General features: G+C 68.3%; 17 protein-coding genes. 16 read left to right on the forward strand and 1 reads right to left on the reverse strand.

All coding sequences use genetic code 11. From position 1 onward, the window contains the following. Positions 1-103 precede the first annotated feature (103 nt). The 4 genes from ACZ4U1_RS15670 (at position 104) to ACZ4U1_RS15685 (ending at position 5,090) form a co-directional block, all read left to right on the forward strand. Positions 104-1,168, forward strand: coding sequence for a hypothetical protein (locus ACZ4U1_RS15670; protein WP_467903487.1), 1,065 nt, complete (start codon positions 104-106; stop codon positions 1,166-1,168). Continuing rightward, entirely contained in the window at positions 1,165-2,667 is a 1,503-nt protein-coding gene (locus tag ACZ4U1_RS15675) for a hypothetical protein (RefSeq protein WP_467903489.1), read from the forward strand. The genes ACZ4U1_RS15670 and ACZ4U1_RS15675 overlap by 4 nt, the downstream gene beginning before the upstream one ends. Beyond that, complete coding sequence (locus ACZ4U1_RS15680) at positions 2,664-4,028, forward strand: DEAD/DEAH box helicase family protein (protein WP_467903491.1); 1,365 nt, start codon at positions 2,664-2,666, stop codon at positions 4,026-4,028. The genes ACZ4U1_RS15675 and ACZ4U1_RS15680 overlap by 4 nt, the downstream gene beginning before the upstream one ends. 303 nt (positions 4,029-4,331) lie before the next feature. Continuing rightward, positions 4,332-5,090 carry a DUF5131 family protein gene (locus ACZ4U1_RS15685; RefSeq protein ID WP_435644768.1) on the forward strand — a complete coding sequence of 253 codons (759 nt, stop codon included), beginning with the start codon at positions 4,332-4,334 and terminating at the stop codon, positions 5,088-5,090. A 36-nt stretch (positions 5,091-5,126) separates the two neighbouring features. Here ACZ4U1_RS15685 and ACZ4U1_RS15690 read toward each other — a convergent pair whose 3' ends face one another. Continuing rightward, positions 5,127-6,236, reverse strand: coding sequence for a three-Cys-motif partner protein TcmP (locus ACZ4U1_RS15690; RefSeq protein ID WP_467903493.1), 1,110 nt, complete (start codon positions 6,234-6,236; stop codon positions 5,127-5,129). A 585-nt stretch (positions 6,237-6,821) separates the two neighbouring features. On the opposite strand from ACZ4U1_RS15690, the gene ACZ4U1_RS15695 reads away from it, so the two are divergent. The 12 genes from ACZ4U1_RS15695 (at position 6,822) to ACZ4U1_RS15750 (ending at position 24,634) form a co-directional block, all read left to right on the forward strand. Then, a complete protein-coding gene (locus tag ACZ4U1_RS15695) occupies positions 6,822-9,863 on the forward strand; it encodes a hypothetical protein (RefSeq protein ID WP_467903495.1) in 3,042 nt (1,013 codons plus the stop codon). 390 nt (positions 9,864-10,253) lie between these two features. Further along, positions 10,254-12,140 (forward strand): KAP family P-loop NTPase fold protein, encoded by a 1,887-nt coding sequence (locus tag ACZ4U1_RS15700; protein ID WP_467903547.1) that lies wholly within the window; start codon positions 10,254-10,256, stop codon positions 12,138-12,140. Beyond that, a complete protein-coding gene (locus ACZ4U1_RS15705) occupies positions 12,140-12,916 on the forward strand; it encodes a hypothetical protein (RefSeq protein WP_467903497.1) in 777 nt (258 codons plus the stop codon). Before ACZ4U1_RS15700 ends, ACZ4U1_RS15705 begins: the two co-directional genes overlap by 1 nt. Continuing rightward, a complete protein-coding gene (locus tag ACZ4U1_RS15710; protein ID WP_467903499.1) occupies positions 12,916-14,208 on the forward strand; it encodes a hypothetical protein in 1,293 nt (430 codons plus the stop codon). Before ACZ4U1_RS15705 ends, ACZ4U1_RS15710 begins: the two co-directional genes overlap by 1 nt. Further along, positions 14,205-14,981 carry a TatD family hydrolase gene (locus ACZ4U1_RS15715; RefSeq protein WP_467903500.1) on the forward strand — a complete coding sequence of 259 codons (777 nt, stop codon included), beginning with the start codon at positions 14,205-14,207 and terminating at the stop codon, positions 14,979-14,981. The genes ACZ4U1_RS15710 and ACZ4U1_RS15715 overlap by 4 nt, the downstream gene beginning before the upstream one ends. 1,528 nt (positions 14,982-16,509) lie before the next feature. Then, positions 16,510-18,555, forward strand: a complete 2,046-nt coding sequence (locus ACZ4U1_RS15720; protein WP_467903501.1) for a DnaB-like helicase C-terminal domain-containing protein — start codon at positions 16,510-16,512, stop codon at positions 18,553-18,555. After that, a complete protein-coding gene (locus ACZ4U1_RS15725; RefSeq protein ID WP_191878417.1) occupies positions 18,556-19,176 on the forward strand; it encodes a hypothetical protein in 621 nt (206 codons plus the stop codon). Positions 19,177-19,603: 427 nt separating this feature from the next. Then, entirely contained in the window at positions 19,604-20,437 is an 834-nt protein-coding gene (locus tag ACZ4U1_RS15730; RefSeq protein WP_361255008.1) for an AbiTii domain-containing protein, read from the forward strand. Further along, complete coding sequence (locus tag ACZ4U1_RS15735; RefSeq protein WP_467903504.1) at positions 20,434-21,228, forward strand: AbiTii domain-containing protein; 795 nt, start codon at positions 20,434-20,436, stop codon at positions 21,226-21,228. The genes ACZ4U1_RS15730 and ACZ4U1_RS15735 overlap by 4 nt, the downstream gene beginning before the upstream one ends. 471 nt (positions 21,229-21,699) lie before the next feature. Next, positions 21,700-22,551, forward strand: coding sequence for a Swt1 family HEPN domain-containing protein (locus ACZ4U1_RS15740; protein WP_467903506.1), 852 nt, complete (start codon positions 21,700-21,702; stop codon positions 22,549-22,551). Positions 22,552-22,578: 27 nt separating this feature from the next. After that, on the forward strand, positions 22,579-24,306 hold the full coding sequence (locus ACZ4U1_RS15745; RefSeq protein WP_467903508.1) for a hypothetical protein: 1,728 nt from the start codon (positions 22,579-22,581) through the stop codon (positions 24,304-24,306). Between the two features lie 61 nt (positions 24,307-24,367). After that, positions 24,368-24,634, forward strand: coding sequence for a hypothetical protein (locus ACZ4U1_RS15750; protein ID WP_467903510.1), 267 nt, complete (start codon positions 24,368-24,370; stop codon positions 24,632-24,634). Positions 24,635-25,478 lie beyond the last annotated feature (844 nt).

A 25,478-nucleotide genomic window follows, 5' to 3' on the forward strand; every position in this document is an offset into this window, starting at 1 on the left:
CCCTGTCCCGCCAAGGAAAACAGTGAGCTCGCTCGACGCACGACTGGGCGCATTACGCGGAACCGCGCCGCCCATCCCACACAATGCACGCACCCTGGCAGCGTTGACCGCCAATCCGAGCTGCGACCGCCGCTCCCTGCTGGACGCGGCCGGCATCGACAAAGACGCCCTCGCCGCCCATCTGGGCCTCCCGCGGCCGCTGAGAAAATCCCAGCTCGCCCTCGACTACGGCATCGCCTTCGAACGCCAGGTCACCGCCCAAGCCGGAGCCCCCCTGGTGCCGCTGCTCCGCCAAGCCCTGGGCCTGACCTTGTCGGAGGTGTCCTACGAGGACGTCAACAGCGTCGGCAGCGATGACGACAAATCCCCCCTGAAGCTACGCCGCGCCCACACCCGCTCCCGCATCCTCAGCGCAGCACACCGCAGGTCGGACGACCCTCGCACCCTGCTCGACCACCCCGTACTGTGTCTGACCGTCGCCGGCCACCAGGTCTACCTCGAGCCCGACGTCATCGCCTTCCAGCGCGACGGCGTCTTTCACGTCGTGGAGATCAAATCCTTCCCCGTCATCCACGGACAGCCCGACCCCATCAAGGCCAACGCAGCGCTGACCCAGGCCGCAGCCTACGTCCTGGCCCTGCGTGAACTCCTCGCTGGTGACGGCCTCCCGCCGGACCGCGTCTCCGACACCGTGATCCTGGTCAACCCGCGCAACTTCACCCGCCACCCCACCGCCACGCCCTTCAGCGCCCACAAGCAGATCAAGTACCTGAGCCGCCACCTCGGCAGACTGAGGCGCCTGCCCCAACTGCTGGACAAGCTTCCCCCCAACACCACCTTCGACCTGGAGCCTGGCCCCGACCAGAAACCGACCCGGCCCCGCGGTGAACTCGTTGCCGCACTCGCCGCCGTGCGGCCGTACTACACCCCCGGCTGCCGCCACCACTGCGACCTGGCCTTCCACTGCCGCACCGAGGCCCGCAACCAGGGCAGGACCGCGGCCCTGGGCACCGCAGTCCGCGACGACCTCGCGGGAATCGACGCCATCGCCACGGCCCTGGCCCTCACCGACGGGCACCTGCACCCCTCACGGGGCCAGAAAGACATCACCCAGGCCCTGCGCCACGCACAGCGCATCCACGCAGACCTCCAGACGGACCCCGCATGAGCCTTCTGACCTCACTCCTGCGGATGCGCGCCGCCCACACCGGCAACGCCCAACGCGCCAGCCAACTGCGCCACCTCCACCTCAGCGACCAGCCGCTGATGCTGCTGGCGCTGAAGCAGACCGGCCCCGCCGCACGACCGCTGGCCATCATGCTGGGCACCGACCCGCACCGCCCCCGGCTCCTGGTCGCGCCGCCCTCAGGCAGCACCGCCCCCATGCTCGCCACCCTGGCAGACGCCGTCACCGCATACATCGACGCCTGCCAGCGGCACAGCGAACACCTGCCCGCCACCTCCAGCAAGCCGGCACGCCGCCGCTACACCGACGCCCCCCAGATCCTCGTCACCAACCCCCAGACCGTGCAGCACCTGAAAGACCTCGGAGACGACCTGAGATTCCGCAGCGTCGACGACCAGAATCCCGACTCCCGAGCCGTCCAGCGCCTGGGACACTGGCTCACCTATCTCACCGACCGCGCCGACCTCCCCGGTTCAGCCGCCCTCATCCCCATGACCAGCTTCCTCGGCATGCACTGGATCAGCGGCCAAAGTCCCCAGGAGGACGAGGACCTCGCCACCCTGCTGGCCTGGATCGACCCACCCCGCCACGCCGCCTCGGGACGCGACGCCGCACACACAGCAGAAGACCCGGCCACCTACCGCCCGGCGGGACCAGCCACCGACGCCGCCTTCGACAACGACCACCTGGCCCCCCTGTTCGACGCCTATGCCAGAGGCCGGGGCCAGGCGCAGGGCCAGCAGCAGACCCGCACTCTGCAAGAACTCGACCGCCTGTTGGCCACCTACATGCAGCCCACCTGGGATTTGATGTGGCAGGCCTACACGCTCCTGCAAGCTCTTCCCGAAGCCAAGGGCACCGCACGCCGCTGGGCCCACGAACGCACCGCATTCACCGACGAATGCCTCTACCTGGCCCAGGACGGACGCCCCCGGCCGGCCCGCGACCACGCCGTCGCCGCCGCCGTCCGCCTGGCCCGCATGGAACACGCAGCCACCGCCTTCGCCGCCGAACGCGCCACCGACGACCCCTTCATACGGGCAGAACTGCGCACCACCGGCGAAGCCTTCGGCGGCCCCGTCACCACCATCGACCCGGAACACACGCTGCGCGGACCCACCAGACGAGCACAATGGCGGCCCCGGCTCACCGTGTCCACCCCGGACCCCGTGCCCATGGAACCCGGCCAGCTCCTGGCCTGCCACACCCACCCAAACGCCCGCTACAAGATCTGCGAGGTCACTCCGGCCGACGGCGACACCCTCGTCGAACTCGAGATCACCGCCGGCATGGGCACCGTGGCCCGCCCCAACCACGCCGTCCTGCCCGAAGCCGGCGCCTTCCTCGTGTTCACCATCGCACCAGACCACTACCGGATGCCGGAATTCCCCGCACGAGATCAGACCCCCTGGACCCACGGCGGGCCTCCTGCCGACCATCCGGCCGACAGCGACGAGGACGAGGGCGAGGAAGAACAGTGACACCTTCCCACCAGCCATCGCCGCAGCAGCAGATGGACACGGCCGCCCGCGCCATCCTGGAGCAACTGCCCACGCTCACCCACCGCGGACTCGTCGTGGACTCCCCGCCCGGCGCCGGAAAATCCACCCTGGTCGCCCGAGCCGCCGACGCCCTCGCACAATCCAGCGCCCCCTGCGCCGTCATCGCCCAGACCAACAGCCAGGTCGACCATCTCGTGCGGCGATTCGCCCGGCACCATCCGCATTTGCGCATCGCCCGGCTCACCGGAACGGAACACACCGTCCCGGATGACCTGCAGGCACATCCCGGCATCCGTATCGGCACCCGCATCGAAGCCCTCGAAAAGACGGCCGACGTCATCGTGGGAACCGCCATGAAATGGGCCACGGTCACCGACCGCCGATGGCCATGGGCGATCATCGACGAGGCCTACCAGATGCGCTCCGACATGCTTTTGTGGACCGCCGGCCTCTTCGACCGGGCACTCTTCGTCGGAGATCCCGGCCAACTCGACCCCTTCTCCGCGGTCGAGACCGACCGTTTCCAAGGCCTGTCCCATGACCCCATGAACAGCGCGGTCGCCGTCCTGCTCGCCAACAACCGCGACCTGCCCGTCCACTCCCTGCCCGTGTCCTGGCGCCTGCCGCCCTCAGCCGTTCCCCTGATCAGCGACGCCTTCTACCCTTTCATGCCCTTCCACACCGGAAGCCGTGAAGCCGACCGCACCCTCACGTTCCCCATCACCGGCATGCGCACCCCTACCGACGAGGTCATCGAACACGCCGCCCGAACCGGATGGGCACTGTTCGAACTACCGGCCCGCATCACCGGCCAGCTCGACATCGAAGCCTTCCAGGCCGTCCTCGGCATCGCCGAGCGGCTGCTGGCCCGGCGCGCCATCACCACCTGCGAGGAAAACCCCGAAGGCCACGTCCTGCTGCCAGGCGACATCGCCATCGGCACCGCCCACCGCAGCCAGGCCCACCACATCCGCGCTCTCCTGGCCCGCCAGTACCCCCAACTGCACGGCGTCACCGTCGACACCGCCAACCGACTGCAAGGCTGCGAATTCCGCGTCACCATCGTCCTGCACCCCCTCTCCGGCCGCGGCGACGCCTCCGCCTTCCACCTGGAAGCCGGCCGGCTGTGCGTCCTCACCTCACGACACCGTCACGCCTGCATCGTCGTGGCCCGTGCCGGCATCGCCGAACTCCTCGACGCCCACCCCTCCAGCGACCCCGTATACCCCGGAGCCGCCTCCAAGGTTGCCGACGGCTGGGAGGCCAACCATGCAGTCCTCGCCTACCTGGCCCAGCACACTATCGACGCCCGGGCACAGCCCGGTCGCCGACGCGGATGAGCAGCACGCGCCCGCAACGTGCGCGTCGGCCGGGCTGCGGGCGCTGTGCATCAGGTTCCAGCCGTGGGAAACGCCGTCAACAAGCCGGAACTGCTTGCTGACCGTTGGCAGGGTGGCTGGTTTGCACTGGCCTACCACCTCCAAAAATTAAGACAAGCGTTCTATTGTCGGGTTAGTGGCTACTGCGCGCCGGTCAGATGGTTGGATGCCGGTGTCCGGTGATGCGACACGTCGTTGGGGATGCAGCGACTGTGACCGGGCCGCCGGGGCGAGGCGCGGTTCGAGGGGATGGAGGGCCGGCCGGTGAGTGACCGCAGCGCGATCGAGTGGACCGAGGCGACGTGGAACCCGACGACGGGCTGCGACCGCATCTCCGCCGGATGCGACCACTGCTATGCGCTGACGCTGGCGAAGCGGCTGAAGGCGATGGGCTCGCCCAAGTACCAGGCCGACGGCGATCCGCGTACGTCCGGCCCGGGCTTCGGACTGACGCTGCATCCGGACGCCCTGCGGGTGCCGTATGGGTGGAAGAGCCCGCGGACGGTGTTCGTGAACTCGATGAGCGACTTGTTCCATGCCCGGGTGCCACTCGACTACGTGCGGCAGGTCTTCGAGGTGATCGCTGAGACTCCGCAGCACACCTACCAGGTCCTCACCAAACGAGCCCGACGCCTACGGCAGATCGCCGGGCGTCTGGAATGGCCAGGGAATCTGTGGATGGGGGTCTCGGTGGAGAGCGCGAAGGAACTGCCTCGCATCGAGGATCTGCGCCAGGTGCCGGCCGCGGTGCGATTCTTGTCGTGCGAGCCATTGCTCGGTCCACTCAACGGCCTGGACCTGACGGGCATCGACTGGGTAATCGTGGGCGGCGAATCTGGGCCAGGGGCGCGCCCCATGGACCTGGCCTGGGCAGCGGACGTGGTGGCCAGGTCCCGGCAGTCCGGCTGCGCCCCTTTCGTGAAGCAGCTCGGGTCCCGCTGGGGCAAGGAGCACAAGGAGATCAGCCAGTTCCCCGCCGCTCTGCGGGTCCGCGAATACCCCGAGGAACGCGTCCACGTCTGATCCGCCGCGGCAAAGCCCCCTTGGAACGATGCCGTTTCAGGCGGGTAGGCTGACCTGGCTCTTTGTCGTGAGTTTCCCGCTGGAGAGCAGGGTCACCTGACCGTTTTGCCGCATCTCACGTATGGCTTGCAGCGCATGCTTGGGCAGCCAGCGCGAGGTCTCGGCCAGCAGCCACTCGCCCACCGTCTCCACCCGGGCCGGTCCCATCGACAGGCGCTGCGCGACCAGCTCCAGAAGTTCGGTGTCGGCGAGCCCTGCAGCCTGGAACAGGTCGATCTGGCCGTCCGGGATCGCCCCGCGCGTGCGCGGGTCGCGGAAGCTCTCGCCATCCCGGTCGTCGACCTTCCACATGGCGTCCTTCATCGCCTTCAGGCCCGCCGTGCTGCCGGTACCGAAGACGAGGTAGAGAGGCTGTCCCGTGCGGGGGACCAGTTCGAACTGCAGCTGGTAAGGGAAGCCCGACCGGCGCAGAGCGTCCCGGTAGGTCGACAGCCACACGCGCCACCGCTCGTCGGGACGCAGTTCAGCATTCGCCGGCGTCCAGAACGCCCGACCGCCGAAGACCGTGTCCAGGACGTCCGGGTTGAGGTTCTCACGACGGCTGAACCAGTTGGGGCCGAAGGTGGTGACGACCTCGCTGGAGGGATTGCGGGCGATGCGCCGCATTACATCCAGCGGAACATTGACACTGCCCCAGCTGTCGAAGATGCCGAGGATGGGGTGCCCCCAGGCACCCAGCCGGGTCAGCAGGGGCACGCTGTCGCTGCCGGCGTCACCGCGCTGGACCTCGAGATGCAACGGCAGGTCACGCAACGGCCCGAAACGAGAGTGGAGTTCGCCCATCAGATGCTTGTGCCGGGCAGGGTCCTTCTCGATGAAGATCAGGTGCACGCGCCGAGGACTGAGGTGCATGCGGTCGACCGCACTGTGGTTCAGTAGACGTTCGAGGATGAAGACCGGCGAGCCCGGCTCACCGTCCTGGTAGCGGCCGGGACCGGCGAAAGCATCAAGGAGCGTGACACGGGGGCGGGCATAACCAGTGTGCTGGGACGTCTGCAGCAGAATGGGCCACCAGGCATCCAAGTAGCGCTGGTACAGGCGGTGTTTGGCGGCTGTCGCCGGTTCCAGCTTCCATAACACACCCATCCCGGCCCCCTCCAGGTCGATGGGCGGGCATGTGCCAGCCCCACCCCTAGGCATTGATGGTGAGAGCAACCCGGTTCGGTGTAAAGAGCACGTACGAGCCGCCCGTTCCCGTATGTGCACTGCAGACACCGAAGCCAGGCGATACCCCGATCGGTGGTCCTCCACGTAGACGCGTAGGCCTCCGAACTTCTCTTTGAGATCGAGCAGGAGGTAGCCGGGAAAGACCGCGTGGATCTGTTCATGCATACGCTCCAGCAGATGTCGCCAGCCCGGCCCCACTGCGTGGATCCGCGCGGGGATCTGTACCGGGCGCTCACTAGGGGCAGCGGGGTCCTCAGCCATAGCCCCATCGTCGCGCACCGCGAGTTGCCGAGGCTCCGCCCACGCGGGGCGCCGGTACGTGACACACATGAACAAGCGCCCGGCGGCTGAAACCCCTGTTCGCTCAGCGCCGCGGACGCGTCCATGGACCCGGGATGTCAGTGGGGTACTGGACACTGGTCGTGCGTGACTGCGGTAGTGAGACCAGGGGGGAACGACGTGAGTGACGATGCCGTCCAGCTTGAGAAGCGTATCCGCTTCGCCTTGAGCATTCTCGGCGAGAGCAACAGCCACCACGAGTTCGAGGCCCTGTGCCTGGGCCTGGCCCGCCGGAGGATCACCAGCAATCTGCTGCCGGCGACAGGCCCCGTCAGCGGCGGCGGGGACCAGGGCCGGGACGCCGAAAGCCACTGGAGCAACATTCCCCGGGAGCTGCCCGGCACGTCCCTGTTCGCGTCGCTGGCCTCCACCCAGCGGGTGGTGATGGCCTGCACCATCCAAAGCACCGACATCCCCGGCAAGATCCGAAAGGACCTGGCATCGATCTGCGGGCAGGGCACACCCGTTGACCGTGTCATCTACTTCACGGTGACCGCCGTGCCCACGAGGAAGCGGCACGACCTGATCGACGAAGCCGCCCGGACACACCAGGTCGACCTGGAGATCTGGGACGCGGCCGCCCTCGCCCTCCACCTCGGCGACTACGACCTGTTCCACCTCGCTGTCCAGTACCTTCACCTGCCCTCCGACCTCGCTCCACCGCGCCCGGACGGAGCTGGTGAACTGCCCGACTGGTATGCCGAAGCCCGCCGGCGATGGCAGGCAAACAACGAGCCGGCCCGCACCCTGGGCGACCTGGTGGACCTGCGGGGCCCGCTGCGCCACGCCACCTTCCACGACGAGGCGCGTGCCGATCTGCCGGAATGGATCGGCTACGCACGTGCTCTGCTGGCCGCCGCAGCGGGGGAGCACACCGCCCTGCGGGCCCGCTACGAGATCGTCGTGGCAACCCTGCGCGGCCTCGGCGACATGCACCCGACAGACCAGCTGGCCCGCGACTTCTTCGACACGGTCACCGCCGACGACACCCTCACCGACCCCGGAATCCTCGAGGACGCCGTCGTACTCCTCGGATACGCATTCGGGGCGCTGATCCGCCGCCTCACCGCGCTGACCGCACACGACCTGTGCGGCTGGCAGCGCCTGCTGGCCGACAAGATCGACCGCCTGCTGGACGCGGACCCGCCCGCCAACGCCATGGCCCATCTGCTGGCCATGCGGGCCCGCCTGGCCCTGAACACCGACATGACCGCCGACCTCGAATCCGTGCCCGAGGACCTGCCGACCGTCGCGGAAGTCACCGCATCCGTCTTCGAAGCGGTAGAAGCCGGTGAGCCGATACCTGCCCTGCAGACGGGGCCACCGCTCACCGACCTAGACACCGCCATGAACACCCTGCTCCGACTGGGCCACCACCTGGACAACGCGCCGCTGTTCCCCATCGAGCACACCGCCGACCTCTTCGACTACCTCGCCCCCGTACTGGTCGACCACCCGCTGTATCGGGAGGTCCGTGACCTGCTCGATCAGGCAACCGACCGGGTCACCGGCCAGACCGCACGCGGCGAACGCGCCCAGTCCCGGGGCCACGCCCTGATCAAGAGCGGCCGCATCCCGCAAGCACTCCAGGAGATCCACGAAGCAAAGGCCAACTGGCTGCGCGGCGACACCCTCCAGGGCGGCCTGGTCATGCTGCTGCTGTGCGCGCGCCTCTACAGCGAACTCGGCCTGTCCATCGCCGCCAAGCAGTACGCGCTCGCAGCCGCCACCGCCGCAAAGTCCGCACCCAACCCCGAACTCAGTCGCTTCGTCCCTCGCGGCATCATCCACGCCGCCCAGTACGACCGCCAGGCCGGAAACTGGATCTCCGCCACCCGTCTGTTCTGCATCGGCCTCATGGCACAAACCGACTACTGTGACGAGCCGTACAACGACGAACGCTACCCTTACGTCTGGGAGATGATGGCCGACCAGGCACTCACCCTGCACGTGGCCGGCGCGGTGCGGCCCGGCTTCGTCCCCCTGCTCCGCGAGATCACCGCCTCGGTGGGCATCGACACCCTCATCGACGAGCTGCTCGCCCCCACCGCCGACGTCCCCACAGCAACCGAAGAGGCGTACGCCGAAGAGGCCGATACACACGGCGTGGGACGGCCCTTCAGCGACGCCGGCCCCACACGCCGCTATGCCTGGAACGCGCTCGGTGTCGACTGGGAGATCACCTGCCCGAACGACCGGCTGTCGGTGCTGGCCGCGGAACGCTACACCGCAGCGCTCCAGGTGTTCCTCGGCGAACTCGCCGTAGGAGACCCGCTGTTCCTGCCCGGACGCCTGAGCGTCGAGATCCGCGCAGACGCCACCCTGCCCCACGACCAGCCCGCCGTCTGCGAGCAGAGCACCGACCGGGACACGAACCGGTGGAGGCTGCGCCTGCCCACGGCCGCCTCCGCGAACCTGGAAACAGAACCGTCCCGTCTGCTCACTGCCCTGGTCAAGGTGGTGCTCTCCCAGTCGTTGCTCTCCGACGAGGCATTCATGCACCTCGTCGAGCAGGCGCTCGCCAGCGGCCTCTGGCACAAGTTCTTCGTCGGCCGCCCCTACGACGAACTGGCCGACTTCCTCAGGGCCGACGACTACCAGACGATGGCTGCGCTCGCCGACCCGGCCGTCGGAGCAGGCACACCGCGCGGCCAGGCGAAATCGGCTGCCCTGCCGGCCCGCACCGGGTCTGGGCCCGGCTACGAGCACGAGACAGCCCTCGACACCGTCCGCAACCGCTATGCGGTCATGCTCCCCATCGTGCGCTACACCCTTCCCCGCCTCGCCGCGGACCCCGGCTTCCGTCGCATTGCAACGCAGTTGAGGCAAGAAGGATGGCGCGACTGGCACCTGCTGACCGCCATCGCCAACGCGGTCGGGAACCATCGCGCTCAGCAGCAGGGCCTGCGCCCCTCGCCGGGCGTTTCCCCGGATCACCGAGCTCGCATCCTCGCCGCCATGCAGGCCCCCGAGCGTCCAGACGACCCGGCTGTTCCTGCAGAGGCATTCACCGAGCATGCCCTGCGCTCTCACCTGTCCGTGGCTGCGGTGAGCACTGCGCGCGGCCTCGGCCTCGTCGTCCGCCCCGGCCCGCTCGACTCTCAGGCACTGCTGTCGGTGCTCGGTGAGCGGTACGGCTACTGGACGGACGACATCGAGCACACGGACCCGTTCGGCTGGCCGGCCGCGCAGGACGACACGATCTGACTGACCAGTGCGTGGGCGCAGGTACAGTGCACCGCACCCGAGAGCTGACGCTGTTCTCCAACGCCGCGGGCGTGTGCTGCCGGCAGCCTCGACGCCGGCCCGTGAGGCCCTCCGGGGCCGCACTGCCGCGGACAGGGCGAGTGAGGGCGCGTGCCGTCTCCACGCCGGGGGAGTGCCGCTGGAGCAGGCGCTGGGATGCACGTCAGGGCGGGGCCGAAGGTCTTGGTGACCCGGTGGGGTGCCGGAAACGAGTGCCTCTGTGGCTGTTGTTGAGACGGATTCGAGGGTTATCGTGTGCGTTCGCTGCACATTCGGGAACAGTCGGGCGCGTGGTGCTTTGGCAAGAGGCTGACTGCGACAAAGGGGTCGCAGGCTGGGGGCGTGAGCGATATGTCTTCACGGCTGTGGTCGGACGAGCCGACACGTCTGGATCTGCTCTCCTTCGACGCGGTGGCCAAGACCGTGGTCCAGGCCGTGCTCGACGACGCTCTTGATCCGGTGACCGTGGGGGTGTCGGGTGCCTGGGGGAGCGGCAAGACCACGGTGCTCCGCCTGATCGAGGATGCGCTTGCCCCACAGCCCCCCGAGACGGACGCGACCGTTCTCGTGATCAGTACGGATCCGTGGCGCTACGACCCCAGTGTCGGTGCCAAGGAAACCCTGATCGGCGAGGTGCTCACCGCCGTCGCTGCCGAACTCGCCAGGAGAGAAGGACCGGGCCAGCCCCCGAGCCGCACCAGGGCGCTACTGACCAAGCTGCGGCAGCGGGTCGACTGGGCCAAAGCGCTCCAATTGGCGGCAAAGACGTCGCTGACCCTGCAACTGCCGTCAGTCGACGATCTCACCAGCCTGATCAACACCGAGCCCGGCAACCAGGACGCCGATGCGACAGGCCCTCCGTCACGCGGACTTGAAGAGTTCCGCAGCGAGTTCCGCACACTGATGGAGTCTGCGGAGCTCAGCCATCTCAGGCGGGTGGTCGTGCTAGTCGACGATCTCGATCGCTGCCTGCCCGAAACGGTCGTGGACACGCTGGAGACCATCCGGCTGTTTCTGGCGGTGCCGACGATGGCGTTCGTCGTCGCCGCCGACGAGCACCGGGTGGCCGATGCTTTGCGGGTCCGCTTCCCCGATCCAGGCAATGGACAACAAGGTGCAGGCGAGCGGTACTTCGAGGAGCCTGCCAGCCTCTACCTGCACAAGATCGTGCAGACCACGGTGCCACTGCCCACCCTGAGCCGCTTCGACACCGAGGCATTCCTCGTCCTGCTGCAACTCTCCCAGCGCCTGCCTGTCGAGGAGCTCACCCCCTACATCGACGCCTGCGTACACCTGCGCAGACAGAAGGGCCTGCTGGACGACTTGGCCACGGCCGTGGACGGCAGTGACATCTCCGCCGAACTGGCCTTTGCCTCACGGATGACGCCGATCCTCTACGAGAAGCTCCAGGGCAGCCCCCGCCGCATCAAACGCTTCCTCAACGACCTGCGGGTACGCCAGTCCGACGCCGGTCAGCGCGGCATCGTCCTCGAACCGGACATCGTGGCCAAGCTCATGGTGCTGGAGAAGCTTCTGCCAGACGCCTTCACCACCGTCCTGGGCTGGCTGGCCCGCGGCGAACTGCGTTCCCGTATGACCAAGCTGGAGGCAGCCGCCGGCCGGCCCACGCCGCAGCCCCCCACACCCGATGACGCTGGATCCCCGGAGGAAGAGCAGAGCCCGGCGCCGGATGCGGACGAGACCGAGCCCGTGGCCTTCGAGGACGAACTGATCCGATGGGCCAAACTCCCCCCAGGCCTCGACACCGTGGACCTGGCCCCCTACCTCTACCTGGCGGCAGCGTTCTCGGGCGAGCAACTCCTCGACGCCGGGCTGCCGGGCAGGCTTCGGGACATCGCGGCCAACCTGCTGTCCACGGTGCGCTTTGATCAACGCCGGGTGACCGACGCCGACATCACGGCGCTCGGTGAGGACGACGCCTTGAGCCTAGTCGAGTACCTCGGCCGGGCAGGCCGGGACCGTCCGGCCGAACAGACCGCAGCCGTGCGCAGCCTGGTCCGCATCGCCACCGCCTACCCGGCCACCGCCGACCGGGCCGCCCGCCTCCTGCAGTCCATCCCGGCCGGTGAACTGGAACCGGCCACCATCCTGGCCCTCCCGGCCTCCAACTCCGTCTTCCGCAGCGCGCTGGAGCACTGGAAGAGCCACGCCCCGGCCGACCCGGACCGGATCAAGCGCACCCTGGAGATGGCCCTGAACACGGGAAGCCGTCCCTGATGGGCACCAAAGGCTCCTACACCGGAAACGGCACACCGGCCAGCAAACAACTGCAGAACAACGTCACGCAGTGGCTCGATGCCCTGGCCGGATCCGGCCCCGGTGCGCCCCCGCCACACCTCAGCCCGGATCAACTGCTGCCTGCCCTCGGCCTGTTCAGGACTTCCGGCGGACACGCAGACGGCCCAGGCGGCGGAACAAGCGGCGCAGGGGCCGGCGGCGGGGGCCGCGCCGGGGGAGGAGCACAGCGCACCATCGCCCAGTCCTCCCGCACGGCGGGCCGCGCGGCAGCCGCGGCCTACGCCTACCGCACCGGCAACGTGCAGGCGCTGCAGGAACTCGGCCTCAACTACGCCGAACTGCAGGCCGCAGCCGGCGACCCGATCGACTGGACCCGCCGGATCGTGGACGCGGCCTGCGGACCGCTCGCCGACGGCACCATCGAGGACCAAGAACGCCGCTTCGTCGCCAGCGAGGTGGCTCAGTGGGTCCTGGAAGCCGGCACCGACAGCACACCCCCCAGCCCCGACGAAGTCGTCCGGGAAACCCTGGCCCTGATCATCTTCGAGGCGGTCATCGGTGAGACCGCAGCCGGGATGAACGACGGCTCCCGCCCCGCCTGGGCCACCGCCGACGGCGAACGCCAACTGCGCGAGACCGCACGCGTCCTGGCTGACCGGGCCTCCCTCACGATCACCGGCCCCAGCACCGCCGAGATCACCCGAGCCGTCGAAGAGGGCATCGACGCGATGCGGTCCATCTGGATGGAGCCCTGATGCCCGCCTACACCCTGCACCTGAATGCCGCGGACCCCTCACGACCCGAGCCCGCCGACCTCACCTCGTTCTGGTGGCCCCCCGACTCGGGCGGCTCCTTCGTCTCCACCCTCGGACCACGCCTGGGAGCACTGGGCCCCGTCCCCGAGCCCAACATCGAACTGGTCCGCCTGGCCGCCCTGGTCTATGCCGCCGACCGCACCACACCCCGCCGCGCAGCCCGCTCCAACTGGACCCAACGCACCTTCGAACTGGACGTACCCGTCTACGCCCCGGCCCGCTGGGACGCGCTGTGCGAACGGCTCGAAGCCCTCCTGGGATTCCTGTCCGGCGACCGGTGGTCGATCCGCTTCCGCCGCGCCGATACCCCGCAAGAAACAGTCCGCGACACACCACATCCCGGGGTGCGGCGCGTGGTCCTGCTCAGTGGTGGCGCCGACTCGGCGATCGGCGCCCTGCTCTCCCGCCACGACGTCGGCCCAGGCCGGCATCTGCTGCTCTCCCATGTCGGAGCCACCACCCTCGCGCCGATCCAGCGGAACGTCGCCGCCGACATCGCCCACCTCATCGACGGACCCCCGCAGCCCCATCAAGCCCTCCGCTTCTCCCGCAAAAACCGTCAGTCCAGCGGCGCAAAACTGCCCAACGAGTACTCCACCCGCACCCGCTCGCTGCTCTTCCTCGCCCTGGGGCTTGCTGCCGCAGCGGTGGAGAAGGTACCGCTGTGGATCCCGGAGAACGGCTTCGCATCCCTCAACGTGCCGCTCACCGCCGACCAGCGCGGCGCCCTGTCCACCCGCACCACCCACCCCTTCTTCCTGCAGACCCTGGCCGCCATCGCCCGCGATGCCGGAGCCCACGCCGTCATCCACAACCCCTTCGCCACCCACACCAAGGGCGAGATGTTCACCCAGGCCGCCGAACTGGTCGGCACCGCCCCGGCTGCCCGGCTGCTCAGCCGCACCCACTCCTGCGCCCATACTGGACACCGCAGCCACCGCATCCCGGTGCGGACCCACTGCGGAGTGTGCTTCGGCTGCCTGCTGCGCCGGGCCTCCTTCCGCGCGGCACAGCTCGAGGACTCGACCGACTACCTGCACACCCGCCAGGACGCGAACCTGGCCACATACCTGCACAGCAAGTCGGTCGAACCGTCACTGCGTACCTTCCTCGCCCGCGGCCTGCGCCCAGCCGACATCACCACCCTGAACCTGCCCCCCGACTACCCCACCCGCCAGGCCTACGAGCTCTGCAGGCGGGGCATCGCGGAACTGGAGCTGCTGTACCCATGAGGACGAGCGCACTGCCGCCGCTGGACCTGCACGCGCACATCGACACCAGCGTTCCGGCCGACGACCTCGCCGGCCTGGGCGCCGTCGTCTTCGCCGCCACCCGCTCCCTGACCGAGGCCGCCCGAGCCGTCCAGCGGCGCGACGAGCGGATCATCTGGGGAGTCGGCATCCATCCCGGACTCGCCCGCAGCCACACCGGCTTCGACCCCGACACCTTCACCCAGCTGATCGACCGCACCCCCCTGGTCAGCGAGATCGGGCTCGACGGCAAGAGCCGCGTCCCGATGGACCGCCAGCAGGCCACCCTTCGCCGGGTCCTCGACGTCCTCGCCCGCACCCCGCGCATCGCCAGCATCCATAGCCACGCCGCCTGCGAGCAGATCCTCCACGAGCTGGAACGTGCCCCTGTACCCGGTATGGTCCTCCACTGGTGGCTCGGCGATCCGGCTCAGACCGCCCGTGCCGTCAGCCTCGGCTGCTACTTCTCCCTCAACGCCTCCGCCGTACGCAAGACCGCACTGCTGGAGACCATCCCCCTCGACCGCGTCCTGACCGAGACCGACCACCCTTTCGGTGACCGCAGCTCCGACCAACCACTGCCCGGCAACGTCGCCCTCGTGGAGCAGGCACTCGCACGCCACCACCGAACGACACCCGAGAACATCCGCCAGATCGTGTGGCACAACCTTGCCGCACTCCTGCGCGATACCCGATGCGCAGCTCAGCTCAGCCGACGCGTGCGGTCTCATCTCGCCTCCCTTCCGCCGCGGTGAGCCCAGCGCGTGAGTACCTGCGCCGGCCATGGTCATACGCGGCCGCCCAAGGCCCAGCCCCGAGCGCGCACGTCGGCTCGGGGGCGGCCGGGTCTCCAGCGTGCGCTCCTGACGATGAGCCCGAGGACGAGACCGAAAGGCAAACACAGACCGTCGAGCAGTCCGCCCTCCGACCCCTGCTGAAGGCCATGACAGAACCTGTTCCCCCCATGGAGCGGGTTGCCACTCGCCTGACGGTCCGAGCTGACTGGAGGCAGGACCGGGCCCCGTGATCACCCGCGACTCCCCGACGTTACATAATTCCAGCGAATATTATGTAACGTCAGCTATACTGGGTGGCAGCGTTACATTTTGGTGGCGCGGTCGTTTCGCAGAGGCGGTCGCTGCCGAGCCGACTGCCTGACCTTCCCCCTCGCAACCCGCTTGCCGCTTCTGCTCTTGGAGCCCCCGAGTGTCCTCGCGTTCATCCCGCACCGCCGGTGAGGCGTCTTCCGGCGCTGCCGTGCCGGGCAACCCCGCCCACACTGCCCCGCCCGCAGCCTCGACGGAGCCGTCCGACCAGGCTCCGCGCTGGGCGGGCAACTGGCCCCTGAGTTTCCCGACACCTCCCACCCCATCCGCAGCGGCCAAGACGGCCTCCGAAGACGCCGGCCACCGACACGGCGAGAACAGTCAACTCGAGTCAGTTGAAGGCCCGTTGGACGAGCCGGGAACAACCTCCACCGCTCCTGACGCGGACACACCACACGCCCTGGCGCGCACCGGCCCGGCGACGCTGCACGAGGCCCGCAGCACACTTAAGCAGCTGATCAACGCCGCCATCCAAGGGCACCCCACACCCCTGACACGCGGCCCGCACCATGCACTGCTCACCACCCCCGCCCACGCAACGGAACTGGGCTGGGACCTCACCCAAGCCCCCACCCACAGCTTCGTGGACGCCCGCAAAAAGCTCGGGGATCTGATCCAGTACGGCGCCGAGGGCCACCCCCAGGTGCTGTGCCGGCACAAGACCCCCGTCGCCGTCCTGCTCGCCGCAGCCGCGGACGGCACCCCCACCCCGCCCGCACTTCAAGCCGAGCCCGCACCCGACACAGCGGCTCCGGCTGCACCAGCAGCATCGGTCTCCGCCACAACACCCCTTGAGGGCCAGCAACCAATCCAGAACCCCCTCCCGACCACAACAGCCGAAGCCGAGGCCGCCAAAGACCTCGCATCCGCGCCGACAACTCCTCCGGCCGAAGCGGCCGCTGCACCCACCACGCCCTCGGAACCACGGCCGGAACCGGCGCCACCAGCCCAAGACACGCCTGCACCTGCCCATACGCCCCCCGCCTCACCCCGTACCACCCCAGCCACACCGGCCCCGCCGACCACCCTCACCGGCTCGCCAGCCCCTATCGCTACCGCTCCCACCCCCACCACCCCCGGCCCCCCGACACTCCAGCACCCGGTCACACCGCCGGCCGCCCTCCCGGCACCTTCCTCGGCCCCGCCCGAGCCGGGCCCGCCGGCCCCCACTCCCGCGATGCCCGGTACCGGCCACGAGACGGCCATCCCGGCCGGCGGCCCACCGGCCATCACTGCGCCGCGCACCCCGCGGCGCCTGGCCGCACTCGCGCAAGCCCTGGACACCGTCCTCCCGATCACCGTCCCCACCGGTGACACCGCCACACCCACACCCCTGATGGGCCTGTCGACGGGCATCCGCACCCTGGACGACGCCTTGGGCGGCCTGCAGCCCGGGCGCTTCTATCTCGTTGCCGCCGCCCCAGGCGCCGGATCCAGCCTGATCGCCACCGCCGCTGCACGCACCAGCGCCCTCGACCAGCACCAACCCGTCCTGTACGCCGCCTCCGGACTCACTCGAGCCGACATCGCCGCACGCATCGTCGCCGCGCACCTGCCCGTCGACTACCGCCGCCTGCGAGCCGGCCGCCTCACCCCCACCGAGCAGGACGACACCGCAGCCCTCCACCACCACCTGGCCCAAGCGCCGCTGTACATCGACGACGGCACCGACCTGACCACCGACGCGATCGCCGAGAGCGTTCCGGACCTGCCCGGCCTGGCCCTCGTCGTGGTCGACCGCCTCCAGACCACCGAAGACCCCCGGCTGCCGCTGTCCGGCTCGGCCCAGATCACCGACGCCGCCCAGGCCCTCGCACACCTGGCCCGCACCCACGAGCTCCCCGTCCTCGCCGCCGTCGACACCGACGACCCCCACCTGATCGCCGCGCTCAGCCTCGACGTCACCATCACCCTGACTCGCGACGCCGACCAGATCCACGCCACCATCACCGAACGCGACCTAGGCCCGCAGGCCACCCTCACTCTCCACGCCGACCTCGCCCACGCCCGCATCACCGACCCCACCACCCCCTACACCAGCGCGGTCACCCCTACACCAGCGCCACAGACGCCACCCCCGGCCGCGACCCCGCACACCCCCGCACAGACCCCGCAGGCACCTCTCCAAGCCCCCACCAGCCCACCCCCGGACCCCATGCCCAGCGAGCCCGCCCCCACAGCCCACACCGCCGCCCCGCGCAGGCCATCGCCCCGCCGCACCGCCCCACCCCCGCCTGAAGGCGGCTACGCAAACCGGGACTACAGCTACTTCACCGGCATGATCACTCGCGCCGTCGACGAAGCCCTTCACGACCACGACGGTGACATCGCCGCCGCAACCGAAGCCCTGGTGAAAAAGGCCGTACCGAACGCAATGGCCTTGTTCGAAGCAACCCGCGTCGGCGGAAATTACGAGCACACCGTCTACCCGGAAACCCTCGAATTCCTCAGAAAGAAATCTAAAGACGGCGCCGACGAAATCTGGGAAGGTCGCCACAACTGGACCAACACCCGCCTCATGGAGGCCCTCCAAAACGGCACCCACCCTCCGATCACCGTCAACGCACTCGACACCAACGCCAGCTTCCTGTCCGCTTTCAAGACCCACCTGCCCATCGGCGCCTTGATCCACGACCCCAACGGAGGCTTCGACCCCAAGCGCTCCGGCATCTACCGCCTCCCCACTCGCCCCACCTGGCATCACCCCCACCTGCCCGACCCCATCGGCAACCGTCGCGAAGACGGCCCTGTCCTCCTCGACGACGCCACCATCCGCCTCCTCATCCGCTGCGCCCGCCTCGGCCTGTGCGAGGCCCCGCACATCACCGAGCGCTGGACCTCCGGCGCCAGCGAAGGCCTCCTGGAAAAATTCCGCCGCGTCCTGACCGAGGCCCGCGCAAACGCCATCGAAGCCGACGACACGGTGACCGTCGAATACATCAAAGCCATGTACTCGAAATTCACCTCCACCATCGGAGAATCAAGCGTCAACCGCGACATCCGCCGACCCGACTGGATGCACATCATCCGCTCCCAGGCATTCGCTAACCTCTGGTATAAATCCCACCGGGCCCACAGCAACGGCCTGACCGTCGTCCGTGTCCGCGGCACCGACGAACTCCACGTCACTGGCGACTGGCGCACGGTATTCACCGAAGGCCGCCTCACCACCCAGATGAAACAAAAAGACCAGTACACCCTGCCGAGGAAGAGCGCCCGATAGATGTCGACCGACGGATGGAAGAACTTCGGCACCTACGGCGCAGACCGCGACCCCGGAAACGTCCACGGCAAAATCGCCCTCGCCCGCGCCCTCGAAGACGCCCTCGAACGCATGATCATCGACGGCGGAATCAAATCCCCAGTCGACACCCGCCGCGGCCTGAAAGCCCGCATGCGCTACCTCACCACCACCAAAGGCGGCCCCCAAGCCCTGGCTGACGCCGGCATCACCGCTACCCCCGCCACGATCCGCGCCTGGACCCGCGGCACCCAGCGCCCGCGCCCGGCCAACCTCGAAGCGATCGACACCGCCTACTGGAACCTGCGAGCCCACAACGTGCTCACCAATCCCGGTGCCCTCAAGCAGCACCTCAACCGCAACGGCCGCGGCACCCGCATCGAGATCCACCCCGTCAACCAGGCCGCCGTCGACGAGCCACGCCGCCGCGACAACCTGAGGATCCAACACCGGCAGGTCCGCTACATCTGGGACGACGCCGTCGACGCCCTCGTCGCCGGCGACCTGGACACCATGGAAGACCTCTGGGACGACATCATTGCCGAACTCGACTCCGACTGGGGCGCCTACACCTACGTCTCCTACATCGGCATCGGCGCCTGACACGACCGCCCGCAGCCGACCTGACCGGCCCAAAGCGGCGCTCGGCGCCCCGTAAGACTGATGGTCTGCGGGGGAGCGGCGGTCGCATGTCGTCGTCTGGGCGTCAGTGGCGCAGGTGCGGTGACCTGGTCGTTGACGCTGACGGGTGATGCTCACTCGTTGCTGAAATGAGTGATGAAGGGCCATGTCATTCTCACGCGACCACCAGCCGCCCTGCGCTACGCCTACGCCAACGACCGGACCTTCCCCAAGCCGGTCGACAAGCGCGGCGCCGAACTCCTCTACCGCGTCGGCGACCTCAAGAAGTGGGCCTGCAACCGGCCTCGCGCCGCGTCCGGGACCACCGACCTCGAGAGGCTAGCCATCCTCGGGTCGCGGCATGACGAAGGTGACCGGGGTGTCAGTGGGGCAGGGCAGACTGGGCGCTGTGACGACTTCCGACGTTCGGGGCCTGGAGCAGCTTGAGCGCGCCGTACTGGATGACACTGCCTCTCTCGCCTCTGCCCTCCGGCACTGCCTCCTGCTGGCTGGCTACGCTCACCATGAGGAACTGCGCGCCTGGGCCCTGAAGGAACTGCAGGGGTACCCGGCGGCCGATGAGCTGCCCTCCTACCGGAAGGTGCCGGCACCGCTCGAAGCGGAGTTCGTCGTTAACCTGCCGGGCTATAGCAACCAGGTCAACACCCAGCGGGTCAGTGTTCACCGGCTGCCCCAAGGCGTTGGTGAGCGCGGCATCGAGGAGAACGCACCGATCCGGCAAGGAGTCCGGGAACTCGAAGCTCTGATCGCCACCAGCGACAGGACGGTGCATCTCAGCCCACCTGGATCAGCCGAGTACGCCCTGGCAATGACACGGCAGCAGCAGCAAAGCGGTCAGGAGTTCACCAACGTCACGTCTCTGTACTGGGCGATCGCCAAACCAAGCATCGAGGGCGTCCTCGATCACATCAGAACCCGTCTGACCCAATTCGTCGCGGAAGTGAGAGCAGCCATGCCCGCCGGCCAGCCGAACCCCAACCCCAACCAGATCGACTCGGCCGCGCAACAGGCCCTCAACATCACGGGAGGTGACGGCTCCACCTTCCACATCTCCGCCCCGCACGCGAAGGCGGACCGCGGCGGCACCGCGAGCGCCAACGTCAACGAACCCGCGCCCGCGACGCCCCAGCCCTGGTGGCACCGAACCTCGGTCATCTGGACCGCCGTCGCGGCTGTCGCGGCGATCGCCGGCGTCATCGCCACCGTGATCGTGGCGAAGTGAGACTCCGCCGCAGCCGCCTGGATCGGCTGGAGGACGACGTCCTCAACGAGAGCCGCCCGCTCGCCCCGATCCTGCGCCAGGTGATCGCCCTGGGCGGGCATGCCCACTCCGAACCGCTACGCACCTGGGCACTGCGGGAACTCCAGGGCTATGAGGGCACGGACGTGCCGATCCCCGACTACCGCAGGATCTCGGCACCCTTGGTGATGGACGGCCTCGCAGGGAGGTTCCAGTTCCGGGAACAGCCGGTCAGCATGTTCGACCTGCCGGACTTCGCCCGTGAGAGCCTGGGCGACGTACTCCGCCTCGGGCAGAGTGTCGGCCAGATCGAGTCGCTCATCGCCCGGCAGCCAGGTCAGACGGTGCAACTCGCTCCGGCTCTGGCTGCCGAAGTAGCCGTATTCATGAGCCAGAACTCTCCCCGGCAGGTGCTAAGGCTGTACTGGGCTGTACACCCGTCAGCCATGGAGGGGGTCCTGGACCAGGTCCGTACCCGGCTGGTCCAGCTGGTCGGGGAGCTGCGGGCCGCCATGCCGCACGGCCAACAGGACCCGACACCGGACCAGGTCGCTCAAGCACTCCAGAACATCAATATCGTCACAGGCGACAACTCCTCCGTGACGGTCACTGCGCCCGTTGCCGTCGCGCACCGACGCGGATCAGCACGTGCCGAGATCGGCGAAGCGGCGCAGCGGGCCTTCCCGTGGATGTTGGTCGTGTGGACCGCTTCGGCCGCTCTTGTGACGGCAGCCGCTGTGACCGCCTGGGTGACGTGGTTCTGGCCCAGTTGATCGACGCCGTCACTGCTGGACGGCCGGCGCCGCGCCCCAAATGACCGACCGCAACGCGTGCTGGGGCGCTGGCGAAGGAGGGCAGCCAGCAACCTCCCCGGGCCGGGCGGCCTGGTTGGGCTCATCCGTCGAGCGTGTGGGGGCAGGCGCGACACGCCCGCGCCCACAGCGGCCCAGAAGGCTCGGGAGTCCTGGAAGTGGCCGCCCAAGGCGTGCCAGGACAGGCCGGGGTGCTCCAGGCCCGCGGTGGCCATCCCGCACCGCTGATACTTCTCCATGGTGTAGGGCTGCTCGACTCACCCGAGCTGGCAGTGCGCGCAGACGGTGTAGTCGACGGCGAAGGCGACAGCGTCGGCGAGGTTCGTAGCACGGCTCCTGGCCTGAACTCCTCAGGGTGATAACCCGGTGACGTGCGCGGTGAGTGACGAGGATGATGACCTTCCGGGACCTGTGCAGGAAGGGGGCGAGGCAATGCCGCAGATGGCGCCGGCGGAAGCGTTGGCGGCGTGCGAGCAGGCGCTGAGGAACCTCATCACCACGGTGCTCACGAGGAAGCTGGGCAAGGACTGGGTCTCCCAGGTGTTCACCGCCGAGAAGGTGGAGCGGCTGCGAGAGATCCGAGACGAAGAGACTGGTCGCCGTATGCGGCGGGGCGTCGCCGCAGTGCCGAGCAATGAGTTGGCGTACGCCCAGTTCTTCGACGTCCTCACGCTTCTGAAGAAGCACTGGGAGGACTTCAAGCCCGCGCTGGGCGACCGGAGCGAGACCATGGGATTGCTCAGCCGCTTCGAGGCCCTGCGGAACTCTGTGGCACACAGCCGAGACTTGCTGCCCTTCGAAGAAGAACTCCTCAGCGGCATCGCGGGCGAGATGCGGAACAAGGTGACCATCTACATGAGCAGCCAGGACCCCGTCGGCGACTTCTTCGCGCGCATCGACAGCGTCACGGACAGCTTCGGCAACTGCATCGACAACTTCCCGCAGGACCCGATGGAACACGGCACCTTGCTGCGCACCGGGCTGGTCCTGCACCCCGGCGACACTGTGGCATTCCGCTGCCGCGGAACCGATCCCCAGGGCCGCGAACTCACCTGGTGGATGCTGCCAAATCACGAGACCGAACTCTCCCGCCACACGGGATGCGACGTCGAGCTCACCTGGCACGTCAGCGACTTCGACGTCGCTGCCCGCACCGACATCCACATCTACATGGAGAGCTCCGGCCCTCACCACAGGGTCAACGGATCGGCGAGTTTCGATCACTGCGCATCGTTCGTCTACACCGTCCTGCCCCGCGAGAACTGCGAGCGCGAGGCGTCATAAGGACGACGGCGGAAGGCAGGAAAAAAGATGACAGAGGTGCACAGTGCCGTGCTCGCGGCGCTGGACGCCGCGTCGGCGTCCTATCCCTCGCACTCGGTCGTGGCCGAGGGACTCGCGGCCGCGGCCGACCGGCACACCTGGGCCGAGGCGCAGAGACAGCACTTGGAGGCGCTGCGCGCCGCGATGCTCTTCTTCACCCGGCCCGACGGCACGCTCCAGGGCGAATACCAAGGCGCCGGACCTGAACCCTGGCCGCGCGAACTCGGCCAGATACCGGATGAAGCACGTGAGGTCTGGGCGGCTTACGCGCAGGCCGCCGGCCACCCGACGGTACGGGCACGCCTGCACCACCTGTTGTGGGAGGCACGTCATGGCGCGCGACCGATCGAGCACCTGCGCTCGGCAGTCGACGCGTACCGCCAAGCCGCCCCCGCACTCCTGGACGAATCAGAACCACTCGCCTCGATCGGCCGGATGCAGGCCGCCGATGCGCTCGTCGCGGCATACAAGCTGGCCGTCGCGACCCGACAGCCAGTACTGGAGGACGTCGTCACCGAGATGCTCGCCCTGTCCGACACCGCTCTGGGATGGGATGAGCCGGCCCCAGGAGTCATTGCGGCGTTGGCTGAGCCGCTGCTTGAACACCGGGAGTACCACGACAGGGTGCGCCCGCTGCTGGAGCGGGCCACGGACCTGTATCGATCCGACCTCCACAACCACGTGTTCTTCCTGACCGACCTCCGGCGTATTGCGGGCGACGACGAGCGGCGTGGACTCGACGAGCGCATCGTCGACGCTTACACCAACCGCGCCGAGCAGTTCGGCGGTGTGGTCCAGCTGATGTGTCTCGAGGAAGCCGCCGCTTACGCCCAGAAGATGGGCCTCGCAGCGGCGTTGGAGGAGATCCGCCGCCAGCAGCAGCGCCTCAACCGTGAGGACCTCGATATGGCCCGGATCGGCATCCCGATACACGTGCCCGCCGACTTCTTCGCTCCCGCCCTTGCGGCCGTTGACACCGCACACGACCTCAGTGAGGCGCTGTGGACGCTCGCCGCGAACGCTCCCACGCTGCCCGAGACAGCGGACACGCCCTTCCCGGACGGCACGCTCCGCGGACTCCTGCGCCTACCGACAGCAAAGATCAACATGAACGGTCCCGTCGTGACCACGCCCCCCACGCAGGACGCCACACGCCCTGTCGGGACCGACACTCGCACCCTCGCCATGGACGTGTACGGCCTTCTTGCGGAAGCCCAGCTCGACCGCATCCAGGAGCGTTTCACCCCCACCATCGACGAGCTGCTCGCCCTGTTCACCCGTCCCCCCGTGGCACCGCACGAGCGCATGCGCGGTCTCGCCCGCGCCTTTCAGGCCTACTTCGAACACGACGACGACGTCGCCATCGCCCTCTCCCTGACCCGCATCGAAGGCCTCTTGCGCCGCCATCTCAGGGCCGCAGACGTCCCTGTGATCCAACATGCCCAAGGGGAGCGGCCCGGCCAGGTCAGCCAACTCGGCGCACTCATCGCTGACATGGAAGCCGCAGGCTTCGAAGCACCGTGGCCGACGGTCTTCCGCCTCCTGCTTGCCGACCCGAACGAAGGCATGAATCTGCGCAACAACGTCCTCCACGACCTGGCCGATTGCCCGCCCCGCCACCGCATCGCCCTGGTCCTGCAGGCCGCTCTCGTTCTAGTCCAGACGATCATCGGACGCGAGCCGCGAGAGGAAGAGGGAGCCGTCGCGCCTGTATGACCCAGACCAGACTGCCTGCCGCGGTGGCTCCCGTTGTCACAGGCACGTCTACGGTCGGAACATGACCTCCTTACCGACCCTGCACCCCAACGACCGCTGGCTGCTCCAGGTTACGATCCGGGCGGCGCGCCCCGATGATTCTCGTTGGCAGGAGCAGCTGGCCGTGCTGCGCCACGTGTCCGAGTACGACCCCGCCACCCAGACCTGGAACACCTTCATCGGCGCGTTCGACGTGGCGAGCATCCACACGCTCCAGACCCTCTTCGACGCGGCCCGGACATTCGGGAGCGACGTGCAACTGGAGCCGGCGCCGGTCCCGGCCACCTAGCTGGGACCGTCCTTCGCGAGCGACACCGCGGTGGCCGCGCTTCTCACGGCCCAGGCCGACAAGGGGCGGTCGCTCGGCGTGGCCCGCGACGAACTCGTCGACGGGGGCCGGTAACGCGTCCGGGACGCGAGCGTGGTCAGGGGCTGGCTGATGGTGCCGTCTCATGCCGACCGCCAGACTGCTTGAAAGCACTGTTGGGCGGTACCACGGCGACGAACCGGCGGAAGACACAAAAGTCCTACAAGCCTCCCACCAGCTCCCACACACGAAAAACGAGCCCCGAATTAGGTCCTGATATTCTGCTTCGCACACAACGATTCACCCCTTTGGAGAACACCGTCCAGAGAGAACCGATACAGAATAGCCAACACCCCCAAACAGGAAATGTAAGGGAGTTCTCGGCGAGTGCATAATCTTCTGGTAGGTACCCCTTGCAGGCGTTGAGTTTTTCCCAACAGGTTCAGACCACTCTCTCAAACACGAAGAGTAGCCGTTACATAATGTGTACCGATCTTGAGAGCGTTACATAAGTGGGTACACATTGGAGGCAGGAAGGGCGCCCGGAGGGCGCTTCAACGCATACTGGTGGCAAGGTGGAGCAGGTGGAGCTGACTTAGTCGAGTGCCCCAAGAGACTAAATTCGCAGGACAGGAACTCAATACGAGCACCCAAAGCCAAACGATGCCGGCACTTCAATTATGTAACGGTGACGAAGGGCCAGCGCCCGTCCTCGCTAGCCATCCTGTAACGTCGCGGAGCGGCGTTACAAAACCGTCGCGGAGCGACGGTGCAACGCTCCGTCACGTAGTGACGGCGCGTCATGTCTCCGGAGGAGACGGCGCGC

This window comes from Streptomyces sp. NPDC028928 (genome assembly GCF_055564915.1).

What these genes read in the sequence shown, in the direction of transcription:
- ACZ4U1_RS15740 (WP_467903506.1), top strand. Translation starts at nt 21,700, where the DNA reads ATGCCGCAGATGGCGCCGGCGGAAGCGTTGGCGGCGTGCGAGCAGGCG.
- ACZ4U1_RS15690 (WP_467903493.1), bottom strand. Translation starts at nt 6,236, where the DNA reads ATGGGTGTGTTATGGAAGCTGGAACCGGCGACAGCCGCCAAACACCGC.
- ACZ4U1_RS15750 (WP_467903510.1), top strand. Translation starts at nt 24,368, where the DNA reads ATGACCTCCTTACCGACCCTGCACCCCAACGACCGCTGGCTGCTCCAG.
- ACZ4U1_RS15725 (WP_191878417.1), top strand. Translation starts at nt 18,556, where the DNA reads ATGTCGACCGACGGATGGAAGAACTTCGGCACCTACGGCGCAGACCGC.
- ACZ4U1_RS15705 (WP_467903497.1), top strand. Translation starts at nt 12,140, where the DNA reads ATGGGCACCAAAGGCTCCTACACCGGAAACGGCACACCGGCCAGCAAA.
- ACZ4U1_RS15715 (WP_467903500.1), top strand. Translation starts at nt 14,205, where the DNA reads ATGAGGACGAGCGCACTGCCGCCGCTGGACCTGCACGCGCACATCGAC.
- ACZ4U1_RS15675 (WP_467903489.1), top strand. Translation starts at nt 1,165, where the DNA reads ATGAGCCTTCTGACCTCACTCCTGCGGATGCGCGCCGCCCACACCGGC.
- ACZ4U1_RS15710 (WP_467903499.1), top strand. Translation starts at nt 12,916, where the DNA reads ATGCCCGCCTACACCCTGCACCTGAATGCCGCGGACCCCTCACGACCC.
- ACZ4U1_RS15720 (WP_467903501.1), top strand. Translation starts at nt 16,510, where the DNA reads ATGCCCGGTACCGGCCACGAGACGGCCATCCCGGCCGGCGGCCCACCG.
- ACZ4U1_RS15745 (WP_467903508.1), top strand. Translation starts at nt 22,579, where the DNA reads ATGACAGAGGTGCACAGTGCCGTGCTCGCGGCGCTGGACGCCGCGTCG.
- ACZ4U1_RS15700 (WP_467903547.1), top strand. Translation starts at nt 10,254, where the DNA reads ATGTCTTCACGGCTGTGGTCGGACGAGCCGACACGTCTGGATCTGCTC.